A 12,746-nucleotide genomic window follows, 5' to 3' on the forward strand; every position below is an offset into this window, starting at 1 on the left:
CCGGGTGGTCCTGCAGTTTTGCGCCTTATTATAGTGAAATCGTTGCAAATGGCAGCAAAATACTGGTCTTATCAGCAGAGCGGAACTTTTTTGGCTGGTTTTGGACGATGGCAGCTAAAAGAGCGCAAAGCCAGTACAGAACTGACTTTGCTTCAGACCAACACCCAGATTATTGGTTCAGTATTGCGGTTAAATGACGCTGAAAATCTGCAGGTCCCATAAAGCCGGTGACCCGGGATTGGGTCAGTTCCTGGCCATTTTTGTCAAAAAGCAGCAGGGTAGGCAGGCCAATCACCTGAAAATGATCCAGCACTTGCTGATCAATCTCGTTGGCTTCTGTCACGTCGATTTTCAGCAGCACAAACTGGTTCATCAGGGTTTTTACCTCAGCGTCAGCAAAGGTAATGTGTTCAAATTCTTTGCAGGCCACACACCACTCGGCAAACAAATCCACCAGCACAGGTTTGCCTTGCTGTGATGCTTGTTGGACGGCCTGCTGCAACTCTTCTAGCGTATCCAGTGTCCGGAAGCCGGCTTGCGCCACAGGCTGAGCGGCGGTCACAGCAGGTGCTGGCAGCCAGTACCATAAGTTTGCGCCGACGTTACCGAGCACCAGGCTAAGGGCCAGCACCCAGCTGCTGCTTTGAGCCAGAGGCTGCTGTAACTGACGGGATAACGCATGCAGATACACCGCCAGCATCAACAGCAGCAGGCTCGACGCAACCACCACGGCGGAAAACGGCACAAAACGGGATAACAGCCAGACCGGCACTGCCAGCAGCAAAAACGCAAAAATGGTTTTGACGGCGTTCATCCAGGCTCCGGCTTTAGGTAAGAATTTACCGCCAGTACTGCCCAGCACTAATAAAGGTAAGCCCATGCCCATACTCAGGATGTACAGCGTCAACGCGCCAAGTGCCAGATTGCCAGATTGCGCCACATACAGCAGTGCCGCGGTCAGTGGTGCTGTGGTGCAAGGCGAGGCGACCAGGCCGGACAATACGCCCATTACTACAGCCCCTTTCAGGCTGCCCCCTTGCTGCTTATTCGACAGTTGATTCACTTTGCTGAGCCAGCGCTCCGGCAGGCTCAGGTTAAACACGCCAAACATCGACAGCGCTAAAGCAACAAACAGCACACTGATTGCCACTAACACCACGGGGTGCTGAAAGTAAGTCTGAAATTGCAGGCCCAAGCTGGCCACCAACAAACCAAGCAATGAGTAGCTGATCGCCATGCCCTGCACATAAGCCATCGACAGGCTAAAGGCCCGTTTGCCGCTGAGCTGCTGGCCCTGACCGACAATAATGCTGGTCAGAATGGGGTACATCGGAAACACACAAGGCGTAAAGGCAAGACCCAAGCCCAACAGGAAAAACAGCGCCAGCGTGGTCAGCAGGTTATCGCCCTGCAATTGACCCAGCAGCTGTAGTTGTTCAGACACTGGGGCCTCTGTTGCCGCCGGGCTTGTCGCCTGAGCTGGCGCTGTGGTGGCCGCAGTGGTTGCGGTCAGCGGAATTTCCAGGGTCTGCACCGGGTAACAAAGACCGGCTTCCGCACAGCCCTGATAGCGCACTTTAAGCAGGCCGTCCGGGCCGACCTGGCTGAGCGGAAACTCAAGAATGACCTGATGAAAATACACCTCCGATTCGCCATAGTACTCATCGGTAATAATCCGGCCCTGTGGGAACTGTGGATGAGAGAAACTTAAATCGACGCCGGCAAACTTAAATTTGTCTTTGTACAGGTAGTACCCATCGGCAATGGTGAAGCTGAGTTTCAGCTGATTGCCGTCCTGACGAAAATCGGCCACAAAGGCTTGTTCAACAGGTAAAAACTGCGGTTGTTGAGTTAGCTGAGCCAGCACTCCACCTGGTTGCGCCTGAGCATGGCTCAGCCAGGAACAGCTCAAAAGAAAGACAAAAAACAGATGCTTAATCACGTTGAGTTACCTCATACAGCCAATTCTGATACGACGTTAGTGCCGATTCTACAGGTAAAGCGATGATCTCCGGTACCTGGTATGGATGCAAGGCCAGAATGGCTTGCTCCACCTCGGTATAATCTTGTTGCCGGATTTTTAGCAGCAGAGGCACTTCTTCAGCCTGTTCTATCTTACCTTGCCAGCTATAAATGGAGCGCACTGACGGCAACAGATTGGCACAGGCGATTAATCGACGCTGCAGTAACTGGTGACTGATCTGTTCAGCCAATGCTGCGGTAGGGCAGTTGCACAGAATAAGTAACATCAGGTGGTCCTCAGATGGATTTGCATTAACAGACCCTGGCTGGCGACTTTTTATTGCAACGCAGCGTGCAGGATGCTCGAAAAATGTGCAATCAGAGCAATGCCGACATTTTTTTCAAGCAACAGCCCTTGGGAATGTAAGGGCTTTGCCCCATATAGCCAATAACCAATTTTTAGCGTCAGCTAATTTATAAACAAACTCGCTTTTAGGAGATAAAAAAGCATGAACATTCGTCCATTACACGATCGCGTGATCATCAAGCGTCTGGAAGCTGAAAGCAAATCCGCTGGTGGCATTGTGCTGACTGGCGCTTCTGCTGAAAAGTCGACCCGTGGCGAAGTGGTTGCAGTAGGTAACGGCCGTATTCTGGAAAACGGTACAGTGAAAGCCCTCGACGTCAAAGTAGGCGACAAAGTAATTTTCGGCGCTTATGTAGAACGCTCAGAAAAAATCGACGGTCAGGAATATGTCATCACCAAAGAAGACAACATCCTGGGCATTATCACTGAATAACTGAATTTCCAGTCTGAAAACCAAATTTGAGGATTAGTAATCATGGCAGCAAAAGACGTACGTTTTGGCGATGACGCCCGTAATAAGATGTTAAAAGGCGTGAACATTCTGGCGAACGCCGTTCGCGTTACCTTAGGCCCGAAAGGCCGTAACGTAATTCTGGACAAATCATTCGGCGCTCCGCTGATCACCAAAGACGGTGTGTCCGTAGCCAAAGAAATCGAGCTGGACGACAAGTTCGAAAACATGGGCGCGCAGATGGTAAAAGAAGTTGCTTCTAAAGCCAACGACGAAGCCGGTGACGGTACCACTACGGCCACAGTACTGGCGCAAAGCATCATCAACGAGGGTGTCAAAGCTGTTGCTGCTGGTATGAACCCGATGGACCTGAAACGTGGTATCGACAAAGCTGTTGTTGCCGCTGTTGAAGAGTTAAAGAAACTGTCTCAGCCGTGTGCAGACAGCAAGTCAGTGGCTCAGGTGGGCACTATCTCTGCCAACTCTGACACTGAAATTGGTGAAATCATTGCCAGCGCCATGGACAAAGTGGGCAAAGAAGGCGTGATCACTGTTGAAGAAGGCCAGGGCCTGGCGAACGAGCTGGCTGTGGTTGAAGGTATGCAGTTTGACCGCGGTTACCTGTCTCCGTACTTCATCAACAATCAGGAAGCGGGCCAGGTTGAACTGGACAACCCATTCATCCTGACTGTAGACAAGAAAGTCAGCAATATCCGTGAACTGTTACCAGTACTGGAAGGCGTGGCTAAATCTGGCAAGCCACTGCTGATCATCGCTGAAGACATCGAAAGCGAAGCCTTAGCGACTTTAGTTGTGAACAACATGCGCGGTATCGTTAAAGTGACAGGCGTGAAAGCTCCTGGTTTCGGTGACCGCCGTAAAGCCATGCTGCAGGACATTGCTGTACTGACAGGTGGTGTGGTGATTTCTGAAGAAATCGGTCTGGACCTGGAAAAGGCCACACTGGAAGACTTAGGTACTGCCAAACGTGTAGTAGTGACTAAAGACAACACCACCATTATCGATGGTGCTGGTGAGCAAGACGCTATTGACGGTCGTATCAAACAAATCCGTCAGCAAGTGGAAGAAGCCACTTCAGATTACGACAAAGAAAAGCTGCAAGAGCGTCTGGCCAAACTGGCTGGCGGTGTGGCCGTAATTAAAGTAGGCGCAGCCACTGAAATCGAAATGAAAGAGAAGAAACACCGCGTTGAAGACGCGCTGCACGCGACCCGTGCTGCCGTTGAAGAAGGCGTGGTGCCTGGCGGTGGTGTAGCGCTGGTTCGCGTGGCTGCGAAGATCGCTGGCCTGACTGGTGCTAACGAAGACCAAACGCACGGTATCAAAATTGCGCTGCGCGCGATGGAAGCGCCACTGCGTCAAATCGTTGATAACGCTGGTGAAGAGCCATCAGTTGTCGTGAACTCTGTGAAAGGCGGCGAAGGTAACTACGGTTACAACGCAGCCAACGGCACTTACGGCGATATGGTGGAGATGGGTATTCTGGACCCAACCAAAGTCACCCGTTCTGCGCTGCAGTTCGCTGCTTCAGTCGGTTCTCTGATGATCACTACCGAAGCAATGGTGACTGAGTTACCGAAGAAAGATGCGCCAGCTGCCCCAGATATGGGTGGCATGGGCGGCATGGGCATGATGTAAGCCCTGCTGTTTACGCGCTTTATAAAACCCGGCCATGTGCCGGGTTTTGTTTTTTTAAGACGCTGCTTCAGCTGCGGTACAGCCTGAGAAACGCAGAATTAGGCCCGGCGCGGTGTTTTTGCTACACTGCCGCCCCTCTGACGATATCCGGACAGACGGCACCTTTTGGCTGGCTGCCTGTCTAACCCCAACCCTAACCACAGGCTGGATACTTATTGATGCGAATTTTTTTGCTCCCTCTGCTGTTGTGCAGTGCAGTGCTGATGGCAGAAGAAACCGGTCAGGCCAATGCAGAAGGCAATGCCTTGTCGTATGCGCTGAAAGTGGCGAAACCTTTTAAGCCCACGTCAATCAGCACCTGCCCGGACGACACCGCGTTGTCGGTGTTACTGGATGCTGAAAAGCAACAACTCTGGCAACACTACTGGCAGGAGCAGGCCGCCAGCGATCGGCAGTCGGCGCTTTACCATTGGGTTTATGGTCCGGACTGGTTAAGCCGTTTTGAGCATCAGTTGTTTCCGCAACAGCACCGGCTGAAAAAAGCGGCACGGCTTGGCGACAACTACCGTTATCAGTATGAATTTGACCAGTCTGAACAGGCCAATCTGGCGTTTCCGGATGTATTGGTGTTTGACATGGAGTTTGCTGGTTTTATTAACCCGCAAACGCCGGACTTACGCATTCGTTTAAATAAAGATCTCAGCCGGGTCGCCGGTGTGGCAGATTTAGACCTGGCGCTGAACCAGCGGATGGTGAACAACCCTTGCCTGGTCACCACGCTGAATGCAGCAATGAAAGCCGAGCAGGTGGAACTTAAAGTAGCAGGCAAAGCGGTGAAGCAGCTGAAACTCAGCGACGAGTTATTGCCAAGCCAGCTCTGTGTGGTGGAAATTCATCAACAGCAGCAGCTGTTAGGTTCTTTTATGATGCCAGCGACTCAGTGTTAAAGCTTTGAGTGGTGCATCATTAAAAAAGCCCGGTGGATACCGGGCTTTTTCCTGGTAATAATCGCTGTTAGTCTTGAGTGCGGTACTTGGCGAACCAGGCCAGGCTGTATTCCACTTTGCCGATCATCCGGCTTGGTTTGTTGGAAATACCGTGAGGCGATCCAGGGATGCGTACCATGACAGTGTCAATTTTCCGCAGCTTCAGTGCCTGATAAAACTGTTCTGATTCACTGATAGGCGTGCGTCTGTCTTCTTCACCAGTCATCAGCATCACCGGGGTTTTCACATTGCCGACCAGAGATAACGGCGAACGCTGCCAGTAATGCTCGACATTTTCCCATGGCGCGCCAGGGAACTGATGGTAAGTCTGGTACAGGTAGGAATCACCGGTCAGCACTTTACTCAGCCAGTTAATAATAGGTTTGGCTACCACTGCGGCTTTGTAACGATCGGTCAAACCAACGGCATAAGCGGACGCGATACCACCGGCAGAACCACCGGCAATAAACAGGTTATCCGGGTCGACAAAACCCAGTTCAATCATTGCGTTTACGCCAGAGTCGTGGTCAGCGTAATCCTCTTTTGAGCTGTATTTGCCGTTTAATAACATGGCAAAACGCTCACCATAGGAGGTGCTGCCTCTGTGGTTATCGTAAAACACCACATAACCTTCTTTGGCAAAACGCTGCATCTCGGCACTGAAATGTGGGCCATAAGCTAAGTGCGGGCCACCGTGAATTTCCAGCAGCAGCGGGTACTTTTTACTTGGGTCAAAGTCTGGCGGGGTAATGTACCAGCCCTGGATCGGCTCACCGTCAAAGGACGATTTGTAGTTAATTTCATGCACCTGACCAAGCTTTTTATGACCCAGCAGGTCTTCGTTCAGGTCGGTCAGCACCCGGGTCTTCCCATTCACCAGCAGGGCAACGTCAGCAGGGCGTTGTGCGGTGCCGCGCGTAAAGGCGATGACTTCGTTGTTCAGACTGTACTCGCCACTTAAATAAGGCTGCGGCAAACCGGCACCGGACAATTCGTCAGTAAGCTGGTTCAGCTTGCCCGACAGGCTGACTTTGGCCAGCGTGCGCTTACCTTTGTCGTCATACTGTACCACGAGCTCGTCGTTACCCAGCCATTGCGGGTTTTCAATGTCGCGGTCCAGCCCGGCCTGAAGGTCGGTCACTTTGCCGCTTTTCAGGTCCATTACTTTTAGTTTGCCATTGGTGTAAGGTACTTTCTCGTTGTTACCCCAGACAAAGGCCAGCTTTTTACCATCTGGAGAGAATACCGCTGCACTTTCCTGACCAGGCATCGAGGTCAGGCTGGTCAGCACGCCGGTCTGCAGGTTGATTTGATGTAAATCACTGTCACGTGGCTGGTATTCCCAGTCGTTATTCAGGTTGGCGCTAAACACCAGCGCCTGACTGTCTGGTGTCCAGGTCAGGTCTGCGCCATAGTTGAATTCACCCTCGGTCAGCTGACGCTCTTTGCCGCCAATGGCAGGCACCACAAATAAATGCCGGTATTCGGATTTCAGAATGCCAGCGCCGTCGGCCTGGTAATTGGCGCGTTCAATCACCTTAAAGGCGGGGGACCATTTGGCACCTTCAGGCTTTTTCGGCAGCTTGGCACTTTTGACCAGCGCGGTCGGTGCGGCTGGCACACTCATGGTAAAAGCCAGCTGTTTGCCGTCAGGCGACCAGCTCAGGTTGCCCGGGCTTTTCTGTAACTGGCTGACCAGCGCCGTTTTATTTTCTTTCAGGTAATGCACATGGATTTGGCGCGAACCACTGCGGTCAGAAATAAAGGCAATGCGCGCGCTATCGTCTGACCAGCGTGGTTGGCCATAGTTAAACTGGTCGGCAAACAGAGGCGTTTGTGCACCTGTTTTGACATCAATCAGCCACAGACTGCTATGGGTGCCGTCGGTCATAATGTCATTGCTGTTGCGTACATAAACCACATAACGGCCGTCCGGCGAAACCTGAGGATCCGCCGCATACTCCAGCGCAAAAATATCTTCAGACTCAAAGTAGTTGGAGCTGCTGGCGACAGCGGCTTGAGGCAAAGCCGCAAGCAGGCTTAACCCCAGCAGGGCATGACGGAACAAAACAGGGTGTTGCATAGAAGAAACCTCGGTATTTTTATAATCCTGCTTACCCTAACTCAGAGTGGGGCATTTGCCCATAAGCACAGCGACCAGCTCCCCGCTACAGGCGGCTAATCCGGTGTTTGGCCTGGGCTTCGGCTGGATTTTAGCGGACTGATAAATTACACTGGCCCCATCCTGTTTTTGTCAGTTCTGATGCTATGTTATTGAATCGACTAAGTTGTTTTACTGTGTTGCTGATACTGCTGGCCGGCTGTTCTGAGCCGGATCCCATTCAGCGTATCTCGGGTCCGGCGCAAGGTTCCACCTTTATGGTCAGCTATTGGTCGGATAAGCAGGCCGACAATACCGTGTTGGAGCAGCAATTAAAGCAGGAGCTGGACCGTATCGACCTGTTGATGTCGAACTACAGAAAAGACTCTGTCATTGAAGCCTTTAACACGCAACAAAGTACCGCCACCAAAGAGGTTGGGCCCGAGCTGGTGCAGCTGGTGCAGATAGCCCGCGAGGTGTCGGCACAGAGTCAGGGCTGTTACGATCTGACCATTAAACCCTTGTTTGAGCTCTGGGGTTTTCGTGGTGACAAACTGACAATCCCAACCGCTGAACAAATCAGGGCAACCAAAGCTTTGGTCGGGTTGGATAAAGTACAGACTGTCAATACACATCAGCTGGCGAAACTGCAACCAGAGTTGAGAATTGATCTGTCGTCTATTGCCCAGGGCTACACAGTGGCGCAACTGGCTAAACTGCTGGAGCAAGCTGGTGTCGAAAATTACCTGGTCGAAGTGGGTGGCGAGCTGATCAGCCGTGGCCATAAACCTGGCCAGAAACCCTGGCGCATTGCGATAGAAAAACCGCTGCCAGATTCGCAAAGCTTGCAGAAAATTATCGAGGTCAAGCAAGCGGAACCGCTTGCCATTATGACCTCAGGTACCTACCGGCATTTTTATGATGATGCCGGAGTACGCTACAGCCATGTGCTGGATGGCCGCAGCGGTGCCCCAGTCACGCACCATACGGTATCCACCACCATTCTGATCCCAGACGCCAGCTGGGCCGATGCCTGGTCCACTGCTTTTTTATGTTTGGGCAGTGAACAAGGCCTGCCATTGGCCAACAAATTAAAACTGCCGGTGCTGTTTATTGACCAGCAAGGGAACGATTTTGTCGAAAAACCGAGCCGGGCGCTGACCGAAGCTCTGGCATCCAAAAAGACATTCAGTTTTGTGGAGTAACCAATGACGTCAGCCGAGCCGCTTTGGCAACAGCATCTGGAAACCAGCAAACGCGTACTTACTTTGTATCTGCAGCGCTGCCAGCAAGACCAAATTAATGTGGTGGCTGGGTATCTGGCCTATATCTCGTTGTTATCGCTGGTGCCGCTGATTGCCGTGATGTTTTCGGTGATGGGAGCTTTCCCGATGTTTACTGAATGGCGAGGTGAGCTGGAAGCCTTTATTTATGCCAATGTGGTGCCGTCCAAAGGCGATGAACTGCGGCTTTATATTGCCGGTTTTGTCGAAAACATAGGCCGGATGACTGCTGTGGGCATTGGTGCTCTGGTGGTGGTGGCGCTGATGCTGATCCACAATATCGACAAAACCATCAATAAAATCTGGCGTATTGAAAAGCGGCCGCGGCTGATTATCTCGTTTTCCATTTATTGGATGTTGCTGACCTTTGGCCCTATTTTATTGGGAGCCTCCATTGCCGTGTCGTCCTATCTGCTGACCTTGTCGGCCTATGCTGAGGACTACACGCCGGGCCTGAGCAGCCTGCTGCTGGCACTCACGCCGTTTTTCTTTTCGGTTGCCGCTTTTTATCTGCTGTATTTACTGGTGCCAAATACCAAAGTGAAATACCGCCATGCGTTGGGTGGTGCTGTGTTGGCCAGTCTGCTGTTTGAACTACTGAAAAAAGGCTTTGCCTTGTACATTACCTATTTTCCGTCGTACCAGACCATTTATGGTGCTTTGGCGTTGGTGCCTATTCTGTTTTTATGGGTTTACCTGGTCTGGTTGCTGGTGCTGGCAGGCGTCGAGTTTACCGCCTTGCTGCAGCAGCTTTACCCTTTGAATTCGTCGGAACAACAGCAACAACGGGAAGGTGCGGTCAATGAGTGCGAAAATTCCTGAACCTTATTCAGTGCAGTGGTTACCTACTGCGGACGGCCATCAGCTGTACCTGGAACAAAGCGGGGCGCAGGACGGTATTCCGGTAGTGTATTGCCATGGTGGCCCTGGCGGCGGTAGCTCGCCGTTTCATCGTAGCCTGTTCGATGCCCGTCGTTACCGCATTATTTTGTTTGACCAGCGTGGCTGTGGCCAGTCAAAACCTCTGTACAGTCTGACCAATAACGACACCCAGCACCTGGTGGCCGACATGGAGCTGATCCGTGAAGCGCTGGGTATTGAACGCTGGCTGGTCTGTGGTGGGTCCTGGGGCAGTACCTTAGCGCTGGCCTATGGTCAGGCCCACCCTTCGCGTTGCCTTGGCTTTATTCTGCGTGGCATTTTTCTTGGCAGGGATGAAGATATTGAATGGCTTTATGGGCCAGATGGTGGTGCGTCTCAGGTGTTTCCGGATTTTTATCGCGATTTTTATCGGCAGATTGAAAACGCTGAGATCCCTGACCCGGTGACGGCGTATCACCAGTTGCTGCATTCGGACCAGCCGCGGGTCCGGCTGGATGCGGCCTTAGCCTGGAGTTTATGGGAGTCGAGAATTGCCAGCCTGCGCACTCATCCGGCGGCCTTTGCCGGTGAGCAGGAAGAAGACGCCGCTCTGGCGCTGGCACTGCTTGAAAACCATTACTTTATGCACCAGAGCTTTTTAAAGCCAAACCAGTTGTTGCAGGGCGTCGGTGCTATTGCACATTTGCCCTGCATTTTAGTGCATGGCCGCTACGACATGGTGTGTAAAGCGGAAAATGCCTGGCAACTGGCACAACATTGGCCTGCCGCTGAGCTGGTTTGGGTGGAAGATGCCGGGCATTCGGCGTCAGAGCCTGGCATTGCCGCTGCTTTGTATCAGGCATCGGTGCGGATGGCACAGCAGTTGGGAGACTAAATGAAAGCGTTATTGCAGCGGGTCCGGCAGGCGAAAGTGGAAGTGTCGGGCCAGATCGTTGGGCAAATTGGGGTTGGTTTATTGGTACTGCTTGGTGTAGAGCAGCAAGACAGCGAAGCTCAGCTGAAAAAGCTGGCCGATAAAGTACTGAAATACAGAATGTTTTCTGACGAAAACGGCAAAATGAATTTAAATGTACAGCAGGCAGGTGGTGCCTTGCTGGTGGTGTCGCAGTTCACCCTGGCGGCCGATACCCAGTCAGGCTTGCGACCCAGCTTTACGCCGGCGGCGCAGCCTGAGCTGGCTAACAGCCTGTACCTGCAGTTTGTTGAGTACTGCCGTAGCCAGGGGATGGAAGTACAAACCGGTCAGTTTGCTGCCGATATGCAGGTCAGTCTGACCAATGACGGCCCTGTCACCTTTTTACTGCAAAGCTGAGGTGAGTTGATGAAATGGCAATTACGCTCTCCACAAACTCCTGCTGAATGGCAAGCCTATTACCAATTGCGCTGGCAGGTCCTGCGTGCCCCCTGGCAACAACCCAAAGGTTCGGAGCAGGACGAACTGGAACAGCAGTCTTTTCATGCCGCCGCCTGGACAGATCAAGGGGAAGTGGTGGCTGTGGGGCGCGTGCACAAACTCAATGAGCAGCAGGCCCAAGTGCGTTATATGGCAGTGTCTGCGGACTGGCAGGGCCATGGGTTAGGTGCCTTGGTGCTGCAACAACTGGAGCAGCAGGCACTGCAGTGGCAGATACAGCAATTGGTGCTCAATGCCAGAGAAAGCGCGGCCGGTTTTTACCGCAAATTGGGTTACCAGTACCTGGAGCCAGCCAAGGCCTTATTTGGCATTGCGCATGACAGGTACGGCAAAAGCTTAAGTTTCCAGTTTGCTCCAGAGCAACACAGCGCGTTGCAGGCTGAATTGCAACAAACCTGGCATCAGACCATTCCGTTGTCTGACTATATGCAGTTAAGCATTTCGCAGCTGACCCCATGGCTGCTGGAAACCCAGTCGCCGTTGGCTCCTAATATCAATCTGCATCACACCATGTTTGCCGGCAGTATTTACACCACCGCCACTCTGACAGGCTGGGGTATGGTCTGGTTGCTGCTGCGTGAAGCCGGGTTGCAAGGCAACATTGTGTTGGCCGACGCGCAAATCCGTTACCTCAAACCTGTGACTGGCAACGCCACAGCCCGTTGTTACCGCTATCTGCATCAGGCCGATTGGTCGGCGCTGGGTCAGGGCAGGAAGGTGCGCATTCCAGTCAAAGTTGAGCTCTGGTCAGACGCAGTGCTGGCCGCAGAGTTTCATGGCCAGTTTGCGGTGTTGCCTAACAATTAAGCAGAAACACCGCCTTATTAATCCTTTATCAACAGTTGATCAGGTAATCAGCCCTTGCCAAAGCCAGACTTAGACCTCGTTTTTTGAGGAGAGTTGGTGATGAACAACAAGTGGCTGATTTGCTCCTGTATTGCAACAGGTGTCGGTATTCTCGCCGGCGCAGGTTACCTGATGTTTTCTGAGTATTCGGTGTTATCCGGTTATCAGGACTGGGTACTCAGCAGCTTTTGGTCCAACTTACTGCTCTGGACCTTTGTCGTGATGTTCTTAATGGCGTTGGTGTTCAACGTACTGGCGTTTCTTGAACTGGAGCGGCAGGAAGATTTGCTGAACCCAATGGCCTGGCTGAATGAAGGCAAAGGGGCACGGTCGCAGCAGCAGTACAAATACAGTACGGATTTATTGTTGGAGCACCTGCAACGGGATATGGATTCCCTGGAGCGGCATGACTCGCATTATCTGGTCCGTAACCGCCATCAGGCGCTGCTGGTGTATATCCAGCAAGATGCGGAAGAACCGCTGACGGTGTCGCTGGTGCGTTCGGTGTTTCAGCAAATGCTGATGCAAAATTGTCAGCGTGGCCTGATTGTCAGCTGCCAGCGCATTAACAGTCAGGTGCGGCTGTTTGCCAATGAAGCCGGCATCGAATTGTTTGACCATCAAAAATTGAAAAGGTACCTGAGCACGGAGCAAAGCGGCCAGCTAGCGCTGATATAACGGCGAAGTAAGGCTTTCGTCATGTTTTTTTAGACTAAAAATATGATGATGTTCAGGTAGTTACCAATCTGATTAACGGAATACACAAAGATAAAGGATGACACACTTCCTGCCTGG

12 protein-coding genes are annotated in these 12,746 nt (G+C 52.1%); 9 read left to right on the forward strand and 3 right to left on the reverse strand.

The annotated features are described in order from the left end of the window. Positions 1-169 precede the first annotated feature (169 nt). Positions 170-1,942 (reverse strand): protein-disulfide reductase DsbD, encoded by a 1,773-nt coding sequence (locus tag ACFO3I_RS10745; protein WP_377333987.1) that lies wholly within the window; start codon positions 1,940-1,942, stop codon positions 170-172. Beyond that, positions 1,935-2,249: a divalent-cation tolerance protein CutA gene (gene cutA, locus ACFO3I_RS10750; protein WP_377333988.1), complete on the reverse strand. Its 315-nt coding sequence runs from the start codon at positions 2,247-2,249 to the stop codon at positions 1,935-1,937. Before cutA ends, ACFO3I_RS10745 begins: the two co-directional genes overlap by 8 nt. 222 nt (positions 2,250-2,471) lie before the next feature. On the opposite strand from cutA, the gene ACFO3I_RS10755 reads away from it, so the two are divergent. The 3 genes from ACFO3I_RS10755 to ACFO3I_RS10765 all read left to right on the forward strand — a co-directional run bounded on the left by ACFO3I_RS10755 (position 2,472) and on the right by ACFO3I_RS10765 (position 5,386). After that, on the forward strand, positions 2,472-2,762 hold the full coding sequence (locus tag ACFO3I_RS10755) for a co-chaperone GroES (protein ID WP_377333989.1): 291 nt from the start codon (positions 2,472-2,474) through the stop codon (positions 2,760-2,762). A 42-nt stretch (positions 2,763-2,804) separates the two neighbouring features. Then, a complete protein-coding gene (gene groL / locus ACFO3I_RS10760; protein ID WP_377333990.1) occupies positions 2,805-4,439 on the forward strand; it encodes a chaperonin GroEL in 1,635 nt (544 codons plus the stop codon). A gap of 218 nt (positions 4,440-4,657) precedes the next feature. Further along, positions 4,658-5,386 (forward strand): hypothetical protein, encoded by a 729-nt coding sequence (locus tag ACFO3I_RS10765; RefSeq protein WP_377333991.1) that lies wholly within the window; start codon positions 4,658-4,660, stop codon positions 5,384-5,386. 67 nt (positions 5,387-5,453) lie between these two features. On the opposite strand, the gene ACFO3I_RS10770 is transcribed toward ACFO3I_RS10765, so the two are convergent. Beyond that, the gene (locus tag ACFO3I_RS10770; RefSeq protein ID WP_377333992.1) at positions 5,454-7,508 is read right to left on the reverse strand and encodes a S9 family peptidase; all 2,055 of its coding nucleotides are present in this window, start codon (positions 7,506-7,508) and stop codon (positions 5,454-5,456) included. 185 nt (positions 7,509-7,693) lie between these two features. On the opposite strand from ACFO3I_RS10770, the gene ACFO3I_RS10775 reads away from it, so the two are divergent. The 6 genes from ACFO3I_RS10775 to ACFO3I_RS10800 all read left to right on the forward strand — a co-directional run bounded on the left by ACFO3I_RS10775 (position 7,694) and on the right by ACFO3I_RS10800 (position 12,629). Next, positions 7,694-8,731 (forward strand): FAD:protein FMN transferase, encoded by a 1,038-nt coding sequence (locus ACFO3I_RS10775; protein WP_377333993.1) that lies wholly within the window; start codon positions 7,694-7,696, stop codon positions 8,729-8,731. Between the two features lie 3 nt (positions 8,732-8,734). Continuing rightward, positions 8,735-9,631 (forward strand): virulence factor BrkB family protein, encoded by an 897-nt coding sequence (locus ACFO3I_RS10780; protein ID WP_377333994.1) that lies wholly within the window; start codon positions 8,735-8,737, stop codon positions 9,629-9,631. After that, positions 9,612-10,565, forward strand: coding sequence for a prolyl aminopeptidase (gene pip / locus ACFO3I_RS10785; protein WP_377333995.1), 954 nt, complete (start codon positions 9,612-9,614; stop codon positions 10,563-10,565). The genes ACFO3I_RS10780 and pip overlap by 20 nt, the downstream gene beginning before the upstream one ends. Further along, positions 10,566-11,003 carry a D-aminoacyl-tRNA deacylase gene (gene dtd, locus ACFO3I_RS10790; RefSeq protein WP_377333996.1) on the forward strand — a complete coding sequence of 146 codons (438 nt, stop codon included), beginning with the start codon at positions 10,566-10,568 and terminating at the stop codon, positions 11,001-11,003. A 9-nt stretch (positions 11,004-11,012) separates the two neighbouring features. Next, positions 11,013-11,912 (forward strand): bifunctional GNAT family N-acetyltransferase/hotdog fold thioesterase, encoded by a 900-nt coding sequence (locus ACFO3I_RS10795; protein ID WP_377333997.1) that lies wholly within the window; start codon positions 11,013-11,015, stop codon positions 11,910-11,912. Positions 11,913-12,011: 99 nt separating this feature from the next. Then, entirely contained in the window at positions 12,012-12,629 is a 618-nt protein-coding gene (locus ACFO3I_RS10800; protein ID WP_377333998.1) for a restriction endonuclease, read from the forward strand. Positions 12,630-12,746: the final 117 nt, after the last annotated feature.

This window comes from Rheinheimera marina, from assembly GCF_042654345.1.
Lineage (GTDB): Bacteria > Pseudomonadota > Gammaproteobacteria > Enterobacterales > Alteromonadaceae > Pararheinheimera > Pararheinheimera marina.

Excerpts from the sequence above, each read along its gene's own strand:
- cutA (WP_377333988.1), bottom strand. The coding sequence starts at position 2,249 with ATGTTACTTATTCTGTGCAACTGCCCTACCGCAGCATTGGCTGAACAG.
- ACFO3I_RS10755 (WP_377333989.1), top strand. The coding sequence starts at position 2,472 with ATGAACATTCGTCCATTACACGATCGCGTGATCATCAAGCGTCTGGAA.
- groL (WP_377333990.1), top strand. The coding sequence starts at position 2,805 with ATGGCAGCAAAAGACGTACGTTTTGGCGATGACGCCCGTAATAAGATG.
- ACFO3I_RS10765 (WP_377333991.1), top strand. The coding sequence starts at position 4,658 with ATGCGAATTTTTTTGCTCCCTCTGCTGTTGTGCAGTGCAGTGCTGATG.
- ACFO3I_RS10770 (WP_377333992.1), bottom strand. The coding sequence starts at position 7,508 with ATGCAACACCCTGTTTTGTTCCGTCATGCCCTGCTGGGGTTAAGCCTG.
- ACFO3I_RS10775 (WP_377333993.1), top strand. The coding sequence starts at position 7,694 with ATGTTATTGAATCGACTAAGTTGTTTTACTGTGTTGCTGATACTGCTG.
- ACFO3I_RS10780 (WP_377333994.1), top strand. The coding sequence starts at position 8,735 with ATGACGTCAGCCGAGCCGCTTTGGCAACAGCATCTGGAAACCAGCAAA.
- pip (WP_377333995.1), top strand. The coding sequence starts at position 9,612 with ATGAGTGCGAAAATTCCTGAACCTTATTCAGTGCAGTGGTTACCTACT.
- dtd (WP_377333996.1), top strand. The coding sequence starts at position 10,566 with ATGAAAGCGTTATTGCAGCGGGTCCGGCAGGCGAAAGTGGAAGTGTCG.
- ACFO3I_RS10795 (WP_377333997.1), top strand. The coding sequence starts at position 11,013 with ATGAAATGGCAATTACGCTCTCCACAAACTCCTGCTGAATGGCAAGCC.
- ACFO3I_RS10800 (WP_377333998.1), top strand. The coding sequence starts at position 12,012 with ATGAACAACAAGTGGCTGATTTGCTCCTGTATTGCAACAGGTGTCGGT.